This is a genomic window from Yersinia bercovieri ATCC 43970, assembly GCF_013282745.1.
GTDB classification, from domain to species: Bacteria; Pseudomonadota; Gammaproteobacteria; order Enterobacterales; family Enterobacteriaceae; genus Yersinia; species Yersinia bercovieri.
The window spans coordinates 461,187-479,563 of the sequence record NZ_CP054044.1; the positions used below are offsets into that span (position 1 = coordinate 461,187).

An 18,377-nucleotide genomic window follows, 5' to 3' on the forward strand; every position below is an offset into this window, starting at 1 on the left:
TGCGGTATCGACTTAATATTTGGAGAGATGACTCCGATGAAACGCCCAGACTACCGTACGCTACAAGCGCTGGACGCGGTGATCCGTGAACGCGGTTTTGAACGCGCTGCACAAAAACTTTGCATCACCCAATCGGCGGTATCTCAACGCATTAAGCAGTTGGAGAACCTGTTCGGTCAGCCGCTGTTAGTGCGCACAGTGCCCCCTCGTCCTACAGAGCAGGGGCAGAAACTGCTCGCCTTACTGCATCAAGTGGAGTTGCTGGAGGAGGAGTGGCTCGGCAATGATAACGGCGTGGATACGCCGCTATTGCTATCACTGGCGGTCAACGCCGACAGTCTGGCGACCTGGCTGTTACCGGCATTGAAACCGGTGCTGGCAGACTCCCCAATCCGGCTGAATTTGCAGGTTGAAGATGAAACCCGAACCCAGGAGCGGCTGCGTCGTGGGGAAGTGGTGGGGGCGGTCAGTATCCAACCACAGCCACTGCCGAGCTGTTTGGTTGACCAACTGGGTGCGCTGGACTATCTGTTTGTGGCGTCCAAACCCTTCGCTGAGCGCTACTTCCCCAATGGGGTGACCCGCTCGGCATTGCTGAAAGCACCTGCGGTGGCCTTTGACCATCTGGATGATATGCATCAGGCATTTTTACAGCAGAATTTTGATTTATCACCCGGCAGCGTCCCCTGCCATATCGTTAACTCGTCGGAAGCCTTTGTGCAGTTGGCAAGGCAGGGCACTACTTGCTGCATGATCCCGCATCTGCAAATCGAAAAAGAGTTGGCGTCAGGGGAGTTGATTGATTTGACTCCGGGGCTACGGCAGCGGCGAATGCTGTTCTGGCACCGTTTTGCACCGGAAAGCCGGACCATGAGGAAAGTGACTGACGCCCTGTTATCTTATGGGCGTCAGGTATTGCGGCAGGACTGAGTTATTTGGCGGCAGGGGCGGCCGTTTGCAGCTCAAACACCACATCAACTTGATCATCGAAATGGATGGTCTGTTGTTCGTAAGTTTGGGCCGCATCCGTAGCCGGTGCTGCTTCAGCGCTCTTAAACATGCGGGCTACCGGCATCGGCTGGTAGTTCGCCACATGGTAACGAATACTGTAAACAGGCCCCAGTTTGACCTTAAACCCTTCCGCTAAAGAACCGGCCTGGCTAATCGCGTTTTCAATGGCTTTTTTACGTGCCTGTTCGCGATAAGTGTCCGGGTTTGCGACCCCTAACTCCACTGCGCGGATCTCATTTAGACCCGATTTCAGCGCCCCATCCAGCAACTCGTTCAACTTATCCAGCTGGCGTAGAGTGACCTGAACCTGGCGCACCGCGCGATAACCTTTCAACACCGCTTCACCGGTTTTCTGGTAGTCGTATTCAGGTTGGGTGCGAATATTAGCTGCATTGATATCTTTCTTATCAATGCCACTTTTACGTAGGAAATCAAAATATTGCGCGACGCGGGTATCTGCCTGCTTTTTAGCATCGGCAGCATCTTTGGCCGATACACTGACCTCAATGGCGATGGTGGCGATATCCGGTACCGCATCAACACTGGCCGTACCGGAGGTGACAACATGCGGCCCTTCTGGCACTTCGGCAGCCTGAACTGATAGCGCCAAAGGTAACGTCCCTAATCCCATCATTGCGGCCAAAGCCAATGTCTTCAACTTCACGGTGCCTCCTAATATATGCATGACAAATTATTCATGGTAAGCCAATCTACGCCAACCAGATAACCAGTGAATTCAATTAGCCACAAATATATTTGCAGTTAATTACACTTACTGAGGTCCTATTGGCAGAGTGATTAATTTGCCGTCGGTAACGCCATCAACACATCAACCGTAGCATATCTTTCGAGGCATGGGATTCGGATTAATGATAAAACTCACAGATTTAATCCCTGCTGCGCTAACTGAAACGCGATAAACCACATCACGCCCCCCACCAGCAGATTAATCACCCGCTGTGAGGTGGGCCGGTTAAGCCATGGCGATAGCCATGCCGCCAGCAGTGCCAGTGCAAAAAACCAGGCAACCGACGCACTCACCGCGCCAAAAGCAAACCAGGGACGGACATCAGGTAACAGTTGACCACCGAGACTCCCCAGCACCACAAAGGTATCAAGATAGACATGGGGATTAAGCCAGGTCACCGCGAGTAGAGTGGCCACTATCGGCCAGCGGCCCTGTGCGCCCGCAGTGGCAGAAGAGGATGCGCCCTCACCCCGCCATGCGGCCACTAACGCCCCCCAGCCATACCAGAGCAAGAAAGCCACACCGCCCCACGTCACCAGTGCTAACAGCAGTGGTGAGCGGCTCAGTAGAGCGCTGCCGCCAAAAATACCCGCACAGATGAGGATGATGTCACTCAAGGCGCACAGCGAGGCACTCATCAAATGATGTTGCCGCTTGATACCCTGATTCATCACAAAGGCATTTTGTGGCCCAAGGGGCAAAATCATGGCGGCACTGAGGGCAAAACCTTGCAAAAATACAGCTAACATACTGTTACCTTTAGATAATACTCAGAGCTAACTGAGGAAATAGGAGAGCTATGAGCAGCATAGTACGGGGAGTTAATCATCAGAGGAAATTGATATTTCTTATCAACTATAAGTAAAACTAATAACTGATAAATTTAGGGGCGCGGCGGGAAGAAGAGCGAATAAACGGGCCAATAACAGCCCGTCTTGACAGGATTTACCATGCGCTAGATTTACGCCGACGGGCTAGATTCCGCTTTGGCTACCTGATGCAAATGCACATCCATCTGCGGGTATGGAATGCCAATTTTATGGGCATCCAGTGCGCGCTTGAAGCTCTCCATCAAATCCCAATACACCTCCATCGCATCGCCGTTGGTGGTCCAGACACGCACCGTGAAGTTCAGTGAAGAGGCCGCCATCTCATTGAGGCGAATCGTGACGCCCTGATCATGCATAATGCGTTTATCAGCAGCAATGATGTCACCCAGCACTTTCTTCACCACATCAATATCAGCATCATAGGCCACGCCAATAACCATATCAGTGCGGCGGTTCGGCTCGCGACTGGTATTGATTATGTTGTTGGCAATGATTTTGCCATTTGGCACCACAATGATTTTGTCATCAACGGTACGCAGAGTAGTTGAGAAGATCTGCACCTGCACCACAGTACCCGCTACCCCGCCCAGATCGACATACTCACCCGCTTTAAATGGACGGAAGGCCACCAGCAGCACACCTGCCGCAAAGTTGGACAGTGAGCCTTGTAGCGCCAAACCCACAGCCAAACCGGCGGCACCGATAACCGCAATTACCGAGGCGGTCTGCACACCAAGGCGGCCTAATACAGCAACGATGGTGAAGGCCAGGATGCTGTAACGTGCCATTGCCGCCAGGAAATCCGCGACCGTGACATCGATGCCCCGCAACTTCATGACCCGACCCAACATCCGCGAGACCACTTTAGCGATGATCGAACCGACAGTCAGGATCAATAGTGCCGCGACAAGATTAACTGCATATTGAATTAGCAAATCCTGATTATTGACCAACCAGGTACTGGCTTCATTGATACCATCGACTACGTTTAATTCTTCCATTTGAACCATCCTACAAAAAAGCTCCCAGCGGGAGAGATTACGCAAAAAAATACCGCAAAATGCTGACTGATCAATCAGGCAGCCCGAATAGGGTAACTAACAATCAAGAGTGTTGCCAATTTAGATAACACGGGATGAGGATGAAAAGTATCGCCATGAGGGCTAACAAGCCGTTTTCAAGTAATAAAAATCACTGATGTTTTCTAAAATACACGTGAGTTAGCACTCTCTATATTGAGGTATCAGTCAATAGCAATAAGATAGCTGAAAGGAAAATACTATGCCTAGAGTCAAACCCACCCCATTAGATTTTTCCATTCTTCCCCCAGACAAAAACGCCTGGACTTTAACTAAAGCTGAAGCTGAGATTGAAAAATTCAAAGAAATGCTTACAGAACATCAGGCAGACCTTAATAAAAAAATAAACTGGGAAAATAAAGATTATCAATTAGCAAAAATTAACGAAGAAAATCAAAGATATAATGATATAGGTACGTTCCTAAAAACGGCAATTACTGCACCAGACGGGACGTATTTTCCCGCTAATTATATCAACTTGGGCACAGACAAAGGTGTTATTCGCAGTCAGTACCCGACGGTTGAAGGGGTAACGAATTTTAAGGCTATGTTAGCAGAGAGACGCATCACAATAGTGGTGGTTATTGCTGACAGTAATATGTTGGATGATCCGCTAGGCAAATATCAAAAAGAGTATCCTGCTTACTTTGCTAATAAAGAGAATCTGGTGACATATATTGATAAGCCAACAAATAATATTGAGATAGATTGTTATCAGATGCCATTCAAGGATGGTAATAACAAAACTATCCCCATCAATTTTGCACATATAAAAAATTGGAAAGATCATACCGCTTTAGGCAAAAATGAAATTAAGGAGCTGGCTGGAATTGTCATAAACTTACACCAAAGAGCGTTTGATAATTTTAAACGTCAGGGCAGTCAGGCCATTAATGCTCCGGTTAAGGCACTCCCTGTCATCCACTGCAGTGCAGGTGTTGGGCGTACGGGGCAATTGATTGCAGCGATGGAGTTAGTCAATAAAAAATCAGCGCTGAGCCTAGAGACCATCATTAAAACTCTACGTGAAGAAGGTAGCCCAGCAATGGTTCAACGCAGCGCGCAAATGGACGTATTAATTGATTTAGCTAAAGACTTAAACAAACCACTTTGGACTAAAGATGAGCAACACTCTACGTGGCAGCAAGCATCAACTTCGCATCCAGTAAACTATCTTTAAGGTGATCAATAACGAAAAAAGGCCCCGCAGGGCCTTTCATATCGTGTGAAACAGTTCCGAATTACAGAACGTCTTTCGCGTTCAGTTCTTCAAATGCTTTTTCCAAACGAGCGATCATAGTCACCTGGGCTGCACGCAGCCACGCACGTGGATCGTAGAATTTCTTGTTAGGTTTGTCCGCGCCTTCTGGGTTACCCAGTTGGCCTTGCAGATAGCCTTCGTTCTTTTTGTAGTAGTTCAGAATACCTTCCCACGTCGCCCATTGGGTGTCGGTGTCGATATTCATTTTAACTACTCCGTAGCTTACCGCTTCTTTGATTTCAGCAGCAGTTGAACCTGAACCGCCATGGAACACGAAGTTCAGACTGTTGTGCGGCAGGTTGTGTTTCTTAGAAACATAATCCTGAGAATCACGCAGAATAGTCGGGGTCAGTTTCACGTTACCTGGTTTGTAAACACCGTGTACGTTACCGAAAGAGGCAGCGATGGTGAAACGTGGGCTGATGGCGTTCAGTTTTTCGTAAGCGTAATCAACATCTTGTGGTTGAGTGTACAGCGAAGATGCGTCCATGTGGCTGTTGTCCACGCCATCTTCTTCACCACCAGTACAACCCAGTTCGATCTCCAGTGTCATACCCAGTTTCGCCATGCGAGTCAGGTATTTGCTGCAAATTTCGATGTTCTCTTCCAGGGACTCTTCTGACAGGTCAATCATGTGAGAAGAGAACAGTGGTTTGCCGGTCGCTGCGAAATGTTTCTCGCCCGCGTCCAACAAGCCGTCTAACCATGGCAGCAACTTCTTGGCGCAATGGTCAGTGTGCAGAATAACCGGAACACCATAGTGTTCAGCCATTTGATGCACGTGGTGGGCGCCAGAGATAGCACCCAGAATAGCAGCGCCTTGGCCTTCTGCTTTCACGCCTTTACCTGCGATAAATGCAGCGCCGCCGTTAGAGAACTGAACGATAACCGGCGCACGCACTTTGGCTGCTGTTTCCAGCACTGCGTTGATAGAGTCGGTGCCGACACAGTTAACTGCTGGCAAAGCAAAGTTGTTCTCTTTTGCTACTGCGAACACTTTCTGAACGTCATCACCTGTGATGACACCTGGTTTTACGAAATCAAAAATTTTAGACATGTACGTTGTCCTGTTTCGTCGACTGAAGATAGCAGCTATCCGATGGGATAGGCCCTAAATGTAAATCGGTTTCGCTTACCTAGCTGCATGAGCTAACAGCGAAACGGGCGGCTTTCGCCCCCCGTTATCTAAATTACTGCTTAGCGCGCTCTTCCAGCATCACAACCGCTGGCAGTTTTTTCCCTTCAACGAACTCAAGGAATGCACCGCCGCCAGTAGAGATGTAGGAGATTTGGTCAGCAATACCGAACAGATCGATTGCTGCCAGTGTGTCACCGCCGCCTGCGATAGAGAATGCTTCGCTGTCTGCGATAGCACGAGCAACGATCTCGGTCCCTTTACGGAAGTTAGGGAACTCAAACACGCCAACAGGGCCATTCCACAGAATGGTTTTGGCATTTTTCAGGATCTCAGCCAGACGCTCCGCAGAGACGTCGCCCAAGTCCAAAATTTGCTCATCATCTTTAATTTGATCAGCAGGTTTCAGTGTTGCAGCGGCGGTTTCAGAGAACTCGGTCGCAACACGAACATCAGTTGGAACTGGGATATCGCAAGTTTCCAGCAGGCGTTTTGCTTCTGGGATCAGGTCTGCTTCGTACAGCGATTTGCCCACATTGTGGCCTTGAGCGGCAACAAAGGTGTTTGCAATACCACCACCAACAATCAGCTGGTCAGCGATTTTAGACAGCGCACCCAGCACCGTCAGTTTGGTTGAAACTTTAGAACCACCCACGATAGCAACCATTGGGCGCGCTGGGTTACCCAGTGCTTTACCCAGTGCTTCCAGCTCTGCTGACAACAGCGGGCCGGCACACGCGATAGGGGCAAATTTACCCACGCCGTGAGTCGACGCCTGAGCACGGTGAGCAGTACCAAATGCATCCATCACATACACATCACAGAGTGCGGCATATTTCTTGGATAGCGTTTCGTCGTCTTTCTTCTCGCCTTTGTTAAAGCGAACGTTTTCCAGAACAACCAACTCGCCAGCTGCAATTTCAACGCCGTCCAGATAGTCTTTCGCCAGACGTACCGGAGCAGACAATTTGTCTTTCAGGTAGTTAACGACTGGCAGTAAGGAGAACTCTTCGTTGTACTCGCCTTCGGTCGGGCGACCCAGGTGAGAGGTAACCATTACTTTAGCGCCTTGCTTCAGTGCCGCTTCAATGGTCGGCAGAGATGCACGGATACGCGCATCAGAAGTCACTTTGCCATCTTTTACCGGAACATTGAGGTCCGCACGGATCAGCACGCGAAGGCCTGCCAGATCCAGATCGGTCATCTTAATTACAGACATGGTGAATCCTCTTGTTGATTCTCTTTAAAGTTGCATAAGCTGCACATCAACGCTGATATAACCGCAATAAATCACGGAAAAACAATACGTTGGCATACCATACTAGAAACCACTGCGGGCCATCGCCAATGTCGTATCCAACATTCTATTGGCGAAACCCCATTCGTTATCGCACCATACCAACGTCTTAATCAGGTGCTGCCCACTGACCCGCGTCTGGGTGCAATCGACAATTGCACTGTGCGGATCATGGTTAAAATCGGTCGACACCAAAGGTAATTCCGTATAGTCAACTATACCACGAAATGAGCCTCTTGCTGCCTTTTGCAAAAGCTGGTTAACCTCAGCCACGCCAACCGGGCTTGTCACGCTAACGCTTAAATCGATAGCCGTCACATTGATGGTCGGCACCCGTACCGAGATAGCTTCAAACCTGTCGCAAAACTTCGGAAAAATACGGGTAATCCCTGCGGCCAGTTTAGTATCCACGGGGATAATCGACTGACTTGCTGCCCGGGTACGACGTAAATCTTGATGATAAGCATCAATAACGGGCTGGTCATTCATTGATGAATGAATGGTGGTCACAGTGCCGGACTCAATACCATAAGCATCATCCAGCAACTGAATAATAGGAATAATACAGTTCGTGGTACAGGAGGCGTTGGAGACAATTCGGTGTTCAGCCAGTAAATCCTGATGGTTAACACCATAGACCACAGTCGCATCCAAATCATGACCACCGGGATGGGCAAACAGTACCTTTTTGGCACCGGAGGTTAAGTGCGCCTCGCCATCTGCGCGGCTGCCATACACACCGCTACAATCCAGAACCACATCAATTCCTAACTCACCCCAGGGTAACTGCCCGATCTCTGGCTGATGTATCAGCCGGATAATATCGTCCCCGACGTATAAACTGTCGCACTCCTGACGAACATCCCAGGCAAACCGGCCATGGCTGGAGTCATACTTCAACAGATGGGCCATCCCTTCCGCATTCGCCAACTCATTAATCGCAACGACTGAAATTTCTGCCCGGCGACCCGATTCATACAATGCGCGTAAAACGCTACGGCCAATGCGGCCAAAGCCATTTATCGCTATGCGGATTGTCATGTTACTCCCTGATTCTGGTTATTATCATGCAACCCTATAGCCTACTGCACTGCCCCCTAAGATGGTAATCGTCTTATCACAATTCAGCCAGAATACATCCGACTTTTTCCTCAGCGAATTTGGCTGAAATGGAAAACCAATCATGACTGAAACGCTTCAGCCAGAATAAACCAAACCAATCATAAAAGGAATATCTGCCTGATAAAGGGCACAATTCATCCATCAATTGGCGAAAAAAAAGACCGCCGAAGCGGTCTTTTAACAGGTGCATTACCGAGATTATCATTACCCTTTACAGGTCGCTCATCTCTAGCGATAAATTACTTCAACAGCGCCTGAGCTTTCGCCACCACGTTTTCTACGGTGAAGCCAAACTCTTTGAACAGCAAGTCAGCTGGAGCAGATTCACCGAAGGAGTGCATACCCACAACTGCGCCATTCAGGCCAACATATTTGTACCAGTAATCAGCAATACCTGCTTCTACTGCAACGCGAGCACTGACAGCAGATGGCAAGACGGATTCACGGTAAGCCGCGTCTTGTTTGTCGAATGCATCAGTTGATGGCATCGAAACAACACGCACTTTGCGGCCAGCGGCGGTCAGTTGATCCGCAGCAGCCACCGCCAGTTCAACCTCAGAACCGGTCGCGATAAAGATCAGTTCAGGAAGGCCGGCACAATCTTTCAGCACATAAGCGCCTTTAGCGATGTTGGCTAACTGTTCGGCAGTACGTGGCTGTTGTGCCAGATTCTGACGGGAGAAGATCAGTGCGCTTGGGCCATCTTTACGTTCCAATGCATACTGCCATGCCACCGCAGATTCAACCTGGTCACACGGACGCCAGGTGCTCATGTTCGGTGTAACACGCAAACTCGCCATCTGCTCAACGGGTTGATGGGTTGGGCCATCCTCCCCCAGACCGATGGAGTCATGGGTGTAAACGAATACGCTGCGAATCTTCATCAGTGCCGCCATGCGCACTGCGTTACGGGCATATTCTACAAACATCAGGAAGGTTGCGCCGTAAGGGATGAACCCGCCGTGCAGAGCAATACCATTCATGATGGCAGACATACCAAATTCACGGACACCGTAGTGAATGTAGTTACCAGCCAGATCGTCACTCAGAGATTTAGAGCCAGACCAGATAGTTAGGTTGCTTGGTGCCAGGTCAGCGGAGCCGCCGAGGAATTCAGGTAACACTTTACCGAAAGCTTCCAGCGCATTTTGTGAGGCTTTGCGGCTAGCAATATTAGCCGGGTTAGCTTGCAGCTGTTCGATAAATTTCTTCGATTCAGTCGCCCAGTTAGCTGGCAGCTCACCGCTTACGCGGCGTTTGAATTCAGCAGCCAGTTCTGGATACGCTTTAGCATAAGCGGCAAACTTCTCGTTCCAGGCCGCTTCTTTCGCCTGGCCCGCTTCTTTCGCATCCCACGCCGCATAGATATCCTGCGGGATTTCGAATGGCGGGTATTTCCAGCCCAGTGCGACACGGGTAGCCGCAACTTCATCGGCACCTAATGGTGCGCCATGTGAGTCATGAGTACCGGCTTTCTTCGGTGAGCCAAAACCGATAATAGTTTTGCACATCAGCAGCGAAGGTTTGTCGGTCACTTTGTGGGCTTCTTCGATGGCGGCTTTGATGGAGTCAGCATTATGACCATCAACAGCACGCACCACATGCCAGCCGTAAGCTTCGAAACGGGCAGCAGTATCATCGGTGAACCAACCTTCAACGTGACCATCGATAGAGATGCCGTTGTCATCGTAGAATGCGGTCAGTTTGCCCAGCTTCATGGTGCCAGCCAGAGAGCAAACTTCGTGAGAGATGCCTTCCATCATGCAACCATCGCCCATAAAGGCATAGGTGTGGTGATCGACAATATCATGGCCAGGGCGGTTAAACTGCGCGCCCAGCGTGCGTTCTGCAATTGCAAAACCAACGGCATTGGCAATGCCCTGACCCAGCGGGCCAGTGGTGGTTTCTACGCCAGCGGTATAGCCATATTCTGGGTGACCTGGCGTTTTAGAGTGCAATTGGCGGAAGTTTTTCAGCTCTTCCATCGGCAGGGGGTAGCCCGTGAGGTGCAGCAGGCTGTAGATCAACATGGAGCCGTGACCATTCGACAAGACGAAACGGTCGCGATCTGCCCAGTGTGGATTCGTTGGATTATGGTTCAGGTAATCACGCCATAGAACTTCGGCAATATCTGCCATGCCCATAGGGGCGCCGGGGTGGCCGGAATTCGCTTTTTGCACTGCGTCCATGCTTAGTGCGCGGATCGCGTTGGCAAGCTCTTTACGAGAGGACATGTTTTACTCCAGGTCGGATTAAAAAAGCGTTCAAGTTTACCATTTTCTCAGATCAAGCATTGAAACGGCAATCACTAAAAACAAATGAGCAATACCCTGCATCTTTCAAGTTGCAGATGTGTTAGCCGCTCTCGGTTACCCGAATAACTTACTGATGTAAGCTCATCGGGATTTTCTCGTTTGCCGCCTTCCTGCATCTTTAAATCTATTGGCTATAACTTCCATATTAATGACGAATGGAATCTGCTGATTTTCAGAATTAAGCTATAGCTGTAACGCCCAAGGCACGGTAACCTCGCTGCGTTTTTAGCCACACAATGAGCGGGTAAACACTCGAGGGGCTGGAAGCGCCCGTTTTTGCAAACAGACCAGTACCAACCTTACTTTGCAACTACAACTTCGGGTAAGACCTATTGCCGACAGAGTAGAACAACCGCCGTCGATTCAACAGCTATTAATGCGATAGTTGACAAGAATGTGACAGCTACTATAGGCAAAGCGCTGTGAATAGATAACAGCTAATAATGCGTTGTCGAAACCAATAGAATTGCCCTATCCAATGATAAAAATGGCGTAACCACAGGAAAAAGTGTTATGAAAATTCGTACCTCTATGATTGCACTGAGCCTGACAGCCCTGCTTAGCGGCTGCCAAAATATGAACACTGATGGCTTAATGCAGTCTGGCGCGCAGGCATTTCAGGCCGCAACCCTAAGCGATGCTGATGTGAAAAATCTTAGTGAAAAATCTTGCGCAGAGATGGATCAAAAGGCCCAAATAGCGCCAGCGGATAGCACTTACGGTAAACGTCTGGCGAAAATCTCGGCTGCATTGGGTGATAATATCAATGGTACGCCAGCCAACTATAAGGTTTACGTGACGAAAGATGTCAATGCCTGGGCGATGGCTAACGGCTGTATTCGCGTCTACAGCGGCTTAATGGACATGATGACCGACAATGAAGTGGAGGGTGTTCTCGGCCATGAAATGGGCCATGTGGCATTGGGCCACACCCGCAAAGCCATGCAAGTGGCCTACGGCACCACCGCCCTGCGCACTGCGGCAGCATCCGCCGGTGGCATTGCCGGCCAACTCTCCCAATCTCAGTTAGCTGATATTGGCGAGAAGCTGGTTAGCGCCCAGTTCTCACAAAAGCAAGAGAGTGAAGCTGATGATTACTCATTCGATTTGCTGAAAAAGCGGGGTATCGATCCTAATGGTTTGGTCACCAGCTTCGAAAAACTGGCGACCATGGAAGCGGGCCGCACCAGCAGCATGTTTGATGACCATCCATCCTCGCAAGCGCGCGCCGATCATATTCGCCAGCGTATTGCGACCGAGAAGTAAATCAGGCCAATTTATCAATACAAAACGCCCGTGATGATACGGGCGCCATTGTTGATACTGCCCCAATTGATAGCGGCTGAAGCTAGCTCCCCTCTCCCAGAGAGACCTCAATCTGATCGCCATTGATTCGCACGGGATAGATAGTTAAGTCCCGATCACCTGGCTCACGTAAGCATTGCCCGGTTCGGATATCAAACAGCGCGCCATGCAAGGGGCACTCGATGGTCGCGCCATCAACAAACCCCTGACTTAATAGCGCATTCGCATGAGGGCAGATATCTTCCATCGCAAAATATTCGCCATCAACCAGGTAAACACCAATCCTTTTATCATCTGCCTGAGCGGAAAAAGGGGAGTCCTGTTTGACATAATTAACCTTACAGACACTGAACCACCCCATTGAAGCCCCCCGTTGTCCACTGAATCATGATAGAAACCATTAATATCAGTGTGGTTGAGATTTAACTAATTACCAGCGGGTATAACAACAAAAAAGGGCAAACCGAAGTTCGCCCTTAAATCGTGATAGAACAGTGAGTGGTTTACTCGTCTTCGAGGTAAGTATAGCCGTACAGACCGGCTTCAAACTCTTGCATAAACTGAGCTTGCAACTCAGTGTCCAGATCCGTCTCTTTCACTTGATCGCGGAAATGAGCCAGCAACTTCTCTGGGTTCAATTGAACATACTCCAGCATATCGGCCACAGTATCACCTTCATCGGTTTGCTCAACTTCAACTGTGCCATCAGGGAAAACATACACATCAACGGCCGCTGTATCACCGAACAGATTATGCATATTGCCCAGAATTTCCTGATAAGCGCCGACCATAAAGAAGCCCAGCAACGGTGGATTTTCCGCATCATACGGCGGCATTGGCATGGTGGTTGCCACGCCATCACCATCAATGTAGTGGTCGATGGTGCCATCAGAGTCGCAAGTAATATCCAGCAACACTGCGCGACGCTCCGGTGGCTTATCTAAACCTTCCAATGGCAACACCGGGAACAGTTGATCAATGCCCCATGCATCTGGCATTGATTGGAACAGGGAGAAGTTGACATACAGCTTGTCAGCCATACGCTCTTGCAGCTCATCAATAATGGGCCGATGCGCGCGGTTGCTTGGATCCAACTGCTTTTGGATCTCATTACAAATGCTCAGATACAGCTCTTCAGCCCAAGCGCGTTGTGCCAGTTCCAGCATGCCATGAGCATACTGGGTATGGACATCGTGCAAATCCATCTGGCTATCATGTAGCCATTCACGTAGCGAGCGGCGGTTCTCTGGCTCTTGCATCTCCAGCCAGGTGTCCCACAAGCTTTCTAACGCGCGAGGCGCATCAGCTGCTGGAGGCAGTGGCTCGTTGAACTCATTACGCTCTACGCCGATAACATTGGAGACCAGCACCGTGTGATGCGCAGTGACGGCACGACCAGACTCCGTGATGACAGTAGGATGCGGCAGACCATGCTCATTACAAGCATCACCGATACCCCAGATAACGTTATTGGCATATTCATTCAAGCCATAGTTAACCGAGCAATCAGATTGAGAGCGCGTCCCTTCGTAATCCACACCCAGACCACCACCGACATCGAAGCACTGGATATTGACACCCAGTTTATGCAGCTCCACATAGAATCGCGCCGATTCACGCACGCCAGTGGAGATATCACGGATGTTGGACAGCTGAGAACCCAAATGAAAATGCAATAATTGCAGGCTCTCCAGACTGTTGGCTTCACGTAACATATCAACTAACTGCAACACCTGAGTGGCAGATAAGCCGAATTTAGATTTTTCACCGCCACTGGCCTGCCATTTGCCGGAGCCTTGTGATGCCAAACGCGCACGGACACCCAAGCGCGGCACCACATTCAGGCGCTCGGCCTCTTCCAGTACCATTTTGATTTCTGACATCTTTTCGATAACCAGATAAACCTTATGGCCCAGTTTTTCACCAATCAACGCCAAGCGGATATATTCACGGTCTTTATAGCCATTACAGACGATGACCGAGCGGGTCATACCGGCATGGGCCAGAACCGCCATCATTTCCGCTTTAGAACCGGCCTCCAATCCTAACGGCTCGCCAGAACTCACTAAGGATTCAATGACCCGACGATGCTGGTTGACCTTAATGGGGTAAACCAGGAAGTAATCGCCTTCATAACCAAAGGATTCTCGCGCACGTTTAAACGCCCCGTTAATTGAGCGCAGGCGGTGTTGCAAAATTTGTGGGAAACAGAATAACGCCGGCAGGCGCTGCCCCTGCTCAAGCTGCATTCCTTTGACCAGTTGTGCCAAGTCGACACGAGCTTCACGAACATCGGGATCAGGGCAAACACTGATATGACCCAACTCATTGACGTCATAATAGTTGCCACCCCAATAGGCGACGTTATAGGTGCTCAGCATCTTGCTGGCATTACGATCATTCATGGCAACCTCCTGCATGGAGCGTAAAGAAACATGTGCGCCCGCAGCTGACGGACGGCCAATCAAGTTATCATCAGACATAATTCGCCTCTATTGCGATACTGACGATAAAGTCAGCCACTATCGCAGCTACAACCGGCAAGGACAACCCGCGTGAATGCCAAATTGGCAGAATAATACGCTGGAAAGCGCCATCCACGAGCGGTTTATCACTCAGCTATTCATTACCCAAAGGGTAAAACAGGTTTAAATGTAAAATACGTTTGACTGTAAATACGTATTGAGATTTTGTGAATCGGATTAGCCGCAAAGTAGTCAGGCTAGCCGGATTCAGTGTTTCAGGCGGTGGTTAACCTGCCCGCGAATCCTGAGTCGCACCCATGTGGGTGTAACATCGGGTTGATGGTGTACAAGAAAGGAAGGTTGCAAGGGGGGATTGAACGTCAGAACGACGCAGCTGTTGATGTGCAGCAACCAGTAGACAACGGATCATTAATCCAACCACCTCCACGCAGGCCGTTCACCATGAACGGACAAGACTTTATTAATAGACAATTTAGGTAACAGTTTGATGACGCTGCCATTGAAGTGCCCACCTACCATTAAGCGCTCATCAATATTGAGCGCCCTCAGCGAGGGTAAAACACTAAAAATCGAGCAATGAGCTAATGTCATCTTCTGCCATCTTCATCATTGCGTATCAAATAAGCTGCGCGCGCAGTTTATACCGATAACGCAAGTAAAATGCAAAATGAAAATGATCTGTAACTGTATCAAGCGGTAAATAAACTGAAGGGCAACCGAAATAAGAAATATCTTGATGTAAAAAGCGCTGGCATTAAGGATAAAATCTGGCCTAAAATAGACGTCTAGATGTTAATACATCCATAGACTTAAATTGCTATAATTCCCGTTACGTTATCAACGCTAACGGTTTCTCAATTGATAGACTGCTAAAGGCTTTGCCTAAAGGGGCGTGATTCGGAGCAAAATCGCAAAAAGTCAGCGCAAACGCGGCTTTATGCTGTTGGGCTCACACGCTATGCAGTGACATTTCACTTGTATTCAAGGTAAAGAAGATAATGGCTAAACACTTATTTACGTCGGAATCGGTCTCTGAAGGGCACCCGGACAAAATTGCTGATCAGATTTCAGACGCCGTCCTCGACGCAATTCTTGAGCAAGACCCCAAAGCACGTGTTGCCTGCGAGACCTATGTCAAAACGGGTATGGTATTGGTTGGCGGTGAAGTCACCACTAACGCATGGGTAGATATCGAAGAGATCACCCGTCGTACAGTACGCGAAATCGGTTATGTCAATTCTGAGATGGGTTTTGACGCTAACTCCTGTGCCGTTTTAAGCGCAATCGGTAAGCAATCTCCTGATATTAATCAAGGTGTTGACCGTGCAGATCCACTGGAACAAGGCGCGGGTGACCAGGGCCTGATGTTTGGCTATGCCACTAACGAAACTAGTGTCTTGATGCCAGCCCCCATTACCTATGCTCACCGTTTGGTTGAGCGCCAGGCAGCGGTGCGTAAAAATGGCACCTTGCCATGGCTGCGCCCAGATGCAAAAAGCCAGGTGACCTTCCAGTATGACGATGGCAAAATTGTTGGTATTGATGCGGTAGTACTATCAACTCAGCATTCAGAAGATATCCGTCTGACAGACTTACAAGAAGCGGTGATGGAAGAGATCATCAAACCGGTTCTGCCTGCCGAGTGGCTCACTGCAAGCACCAAATATCATATCAACCCGACGGGTCGTTTTGTTATCGGTGGCCCAATGGGTGACTGTGGTTTGACCGGGCGTAAAATCATCGTTGATACCTACGGCGGCATGGCGCGTCATGGTGGCGGTGCATTCTCAGGTAAAGATCCCTCTAAAGTTGACCGCTCAGCAGCTTATGCCGCCCGCTATGTGGCGAAGAATATCGTTGCGGCTGGTCTGGCTGACCGTTGTGAAATTCAGGTCTCCTACGCCATTGGTGTGGCAGAGCCTACCTCCATCATGGTAGAAACATTCGGCACAGGGAAAGTCTCTGAAGAGAGACTCATTACACTGGTACGTGAGTTCTTCGAGCTGCGCCCTTATGGCCTGATCCAAATGCTGGATCTGTTACACCCAATCTATCAAGCTACCGCCGCCTATGGTCACTTTGGTCGCGAAGAGTTCCCTTGGGAAAAAACCGACAAAGCCGCAATATTGCGTGATGCTGCGGGCCTGAAATAAGTTTTAGCCCACCAGAATCGCACGGTAAAAACCCCGCGCTGCGGGGTTTGAGGTTGATGACAAACCTATTTTGTCACTCCGAAACTGGCGGGGCGACTGCACCGATGGGCGCTCCGACGACTCACGCCGTTACGACCCATTCGGCACATTTCCCCGCTTATCAACTTTGTCAGTAGTCTGAAACCCCGCGCTGCGGGGTTTCTTTTGCCGCCGAGTTATCGCCGATAATCCCCTTCGAGCGAACTGAAGGGGAAATTAGCCCCATCTACTGGCTTGCATCTGGTTATCTGCCGTTTTATTCTTCCGCCATATGAGTGCACTAAGAATCCCCATCGCGTTACAGCAAGCCGTTATGCGCTGTCTACGCGACAAATTGCAGCTGGCGAATCAGCACCTTGGCACCGCTTATCCGGAGCCAAAAATCAATTATTATCAACGTGGTACTAGCGCGGGCAGTGCCTATCTGCAAACCTTCGAAATTCGCCTAAATCCCGTTTTATTGCTGGAAAATCAACAGCCATTTATAGATGAAGTGGTGCCCCATGAACTGGCCCACCTGCTGGTTTATCGCCAGTTTGGCCGAGTGGCCCCCCATGGTAAGGAGTGGCGCTGGATGATGGAGCAAGTGCTGCAAGTTTCGGCCAGCCGTACTCATCAGTTTGAAGTGGCCTCGGTGCGCAGCAAGAGCTTCAATTATCAATGTAAATGCCAGCAGCACGCCTTAACCATTCGCCGCCACAATAAAGTACAGCGCGGAGAGAGTGAGTACCGCTGTCGTCAGTGCGGTGAAAAACTACAATTTATCACGGTAAAAAGCTGTTAGAACTTTACGTTACTTGTTATAAAACAGCGCGTTAACTTGCCATCCATAAATAATATCGATAACCTGCCTGCTTTTCATCACCGGGCTGTTTTGAGATATGTTACGCAACTTTCTGTTCCTGCTGGTTTTATCCTCCCCTTTGCTACCCCTGACGGTCTACAGTCAAAGCATCAATAACTTCACTCAGGCCAAAGCGGTCGCCGCGAAAATTAACCAAGATGCACCCGGCAGTTTTTACTGTGGCTGCAAGATTGACTGGCAAGGTAAAAAAGGGCTACCTGACCTGAAAAGCTGCGGTTATCAAGCCAGAAAAAATGCCCAACGAGCCGCGCGAATTGAGTGGGAACATGTGGTTCCGGCCTGGCAATTTGGTCATCAGCGTCAGTGCTGGCAGCAAGGCGGCCGTAAAAACTGCGCTAAAGATCCGGTCTACCGCCAGATAGAGACAGATTTACATAATCTGCAACCAGCCATTGGCGAAGTGAATGGTGATCGCAATAACTTCATGTATTCCCAATGGAATGGCGGCAACGGTCAATACGGTCAGTGTGAGATGAAAGTTGATTTTAAGAGTAAGGTCGCGGAGCCACCTGCTCGTGCTCGCGGGGCGATCGCGCGGACCTACTTCTATATGAGCGAGCAGTATCAACTGCGACTTTCCAGCCAGCAAAGCAAACTGTTTGCTGTTTGGGATCGCCAATATCCGGTGACAGATTGGGAGTGCTTGCGCGACGAGCGAGTAGCGAAAGTCCAAGGGAATCATAACCCTTATGTACAACGGGCTTGCCAGCAGCGAAAGGGCTAATCTAGTA

At 49.6% G+C, this 18,377-nt stretch carries 16 protein-coding genes; 6 read left to right on the top strand and 10 right to left on the bottom strand.

Annotation, left to right across the window (positions count from 1 at the left end; translation table 11 throughout):
• Positions 1-36: 36 nt before the first annotated feature.
• On the top strand, positions 37-930 hold the full coding sequence (locus HRK25_RS02205) for a LysR family transcriptional regulator ArgP (protein ID WP_005277835.1): 894 nt from the start codon (positions 37-39) through the stop codon (positions 928-930).
• A 1-nt stretch (position 931) separates the two neighbouring features.
• Here the strand turns inward: HRK25_RS02205 and HRK25_RS02210 are convergent, their stop codons facing one another.
• From HRK25_RS02210 to mscS, 3 genes are all read right to left on the bottom strand, one after another.
• Positions 932-1,675: an oxidative stress defense protein gene (locus HRK25_RS02210; protein WP_005277832.1), complete on the bottom strand. Its 744-nt coding sequence runs from the start codon at positions 1,673-1,675 to the stop codon at positions 932-934.
• Between the two features lie 215 nt (positions 1,676-1,890).
• A complete protein-coding gene (argO, locus tag HRK25_RS02215) occupies positions 1,891-2,508 on the bottom strand; it encodes an arginine exporter ArgO (RefSeq protein WP_005277828.1) in 618 nt (205 codons plus the stop codon).
• A 212-nt stretch (positions 2,509-2,720) separates the two neighbouring features.
• Complete coding sequence (mscS, locus tag HRK25_RS02220; RefSeq protein ID WP_005277825.1) at positions 2,721-3,590, bottom strand: small-conductance mechanosensitive channel MscS; 870 nt, start codon at positions 3,588-3,590, stop codon at positions 2,721-2,723.
• Positions 3,591-3,870: 280 nt separating this feature from the next.
• Here mscS and HRK25_RS02225 point away from each other — a divergent pair, with 280 nt between their 5' ends.
• Complete coding sequence (locus HRK25_RS02225; RefSeq protein ID WP_005277822.1) at positions 3,871-4,848, top strand: protein-tyrosine phosphatase family protein; 978 nt, start codon at positions 3,871-3,873, stop codon at positions 4,846-4,848.
• Between the two features lie 61 nt (positions 4,849-4,909).
• Here the strand turns inward: HRK25_RS02225 and fbaA are convergent, their stop codons facing one another.
• From fbaA to tkt, 4 genes are all read right to left on the bottom strand, one after another.
• Positions 4,910-5,986: a class II fructose-bisphosphate aldolase gene (gene fbaA / locus HRK25_RS02230; protein WP_004876708.1), complete on the bottom strand. Its 1,077-nt coding sequence runs from the start codon at positions 5,984-5,986 to the stop codon at positions 4,910-4,912.
• Between the two features lie 133 nt (positions 5,987-6,119).
• The gene (gene pgk / locus HRK25_RS02235) at positions 6,120-7,283 is read right to left on the bottom strand and encodes a phosphoglycerate kinase (RefSeq protein WP_032898619.1); all 1,164 of its coding nucleotides are present in this window, start codon (positions 7,281-7,283) and stop codon (positions 6,120-6,122) included.
• Positions 7,284-7,385: 102 nt separating this feature from the next.
• Positions 7,386-8,402 carry an erythrose-4-phosphate dehydrogenase gene (epd, locus tag HRK25_RS02240; protein ID WP_005277815.1) on the bottom strand — a complete coding sequence of 339 codons (1,017 nt, stop codon included), beginning with the start codon at positions 8,400-8,402 and terminating at the stop codon, positions 7,386-7,388.
• A 320-nt stretch (positions 8,403-8,722) separates the two neighbouring features.
• Entirely contained in the window at positions 8,723-10,717 is a 1,995-nt protein-coding gene (gene tkt, locus HRK25_RS02245; protein WP_005277810.1) for a transketolase, read from the bottom strand.
• 594 nt (positions 10,718-11,311) lie between these two features.
• Between tkt and loiP the strand changes: the two genes are divergently transcribed.
• Positions 11,312-12,064: a metalloprotease LoiP gene (gene loiP / locus HRK25_RS02250; RefSeq protein WP_005277807.1), complete on the top strand. Its 753-nt coding sequence runs from the start codon at positions 11,312-11,314 to the stop codon at positions 12,062-12,064.
• A gap of 82 nt (positions 12,065-12,146) precedes the next feature.
• Here the strand turns inward: loiP and HRK25_RS02255 are convergent, their stop codons facing one another.
• From HRK25_RS02255 to HRK25_RS20420, 3 genes are all read right to left on the bottom strand, one after another.
• A complete protein-coding gene (locus tag HRK25_RS02255) occupies positions 12,147-12,464 on the bottom strand; it encodes a non-heme iron oxygenase ferredoxin subunit (protein WP_005277804.1) in 318 nt (105 codons plus the stop codon).
• A gap of 142 nt (positions 12,465-12,606) precedes the next feature.
• Positions 12,607-14,586 (bottom strand): biosynthetic arginine decarboxylase, encoded by a 1,980-nt coding sequence (gene speA, locus HRK25_RS02260; protein ID WP_005277802.1) that lies wholly within the window; start codon positions 14,584-14,586, stop codon positions 12,607-12,609.
• Positions 14,587-14,854: 268 nt separating this feature from the next.
• On the bottom strand, positions 14,855-14,998 hold the full coding sequence (locus tag HRK25_RS20420) for a hypothetical protein (RefSeq protein WP_155409025.1): 144 nt from the start codon (positions 14,996-14,998) through the stop codon (positions 14,855-14,857).
• Between the two features lie 589 nt (positions 14,999-15,587).
• Here HRK25_RS20420 and metK point away from each other — a divergent pair.
• The 3 genes from metK to endA all read left to right on the top strand — a co-directional run bounded on the left by metK (position 15,588) and on the right by endA (position 18,370).
• Positions 15,588-16,742, top strand: coding sequence for a methionine adenosyltransferase (gene metK, locus HRK25_RS02265; protein WP_005277800.1), 1,155 nt, complete (start codon positions 15,588-15,590; stop codon positions 16,740-16,742).
• A gap of 310 nt (positions 16,743-17,052) precedes the next feature.
• A complete protein-coding gene (locus HRK25_RS02270; protein ID WP_005277797.1) occupies positions 17,053-17,565 on the top strand; it encodes a SprT family zinc-dependent metalloprotease in 513 nt (170 codons plus the stop codon).
• 97 nt (positions 17,566-17,662) lie between these two features.
• Positions 17,663-18,370: a deoxyribonuclease I gene (endA, locus tag HRK25_RS02275; RefSeq protein ID WP_005277793.1), complete on the top strand. Its 708-nt coding sequence runs from the start codon at positions 17,663-17,665 to the stop codon at positions 18,368-18,370.
• The last annotated feature ends 7 nt before the right edge of the window (positions 18,371-18,377 follow it).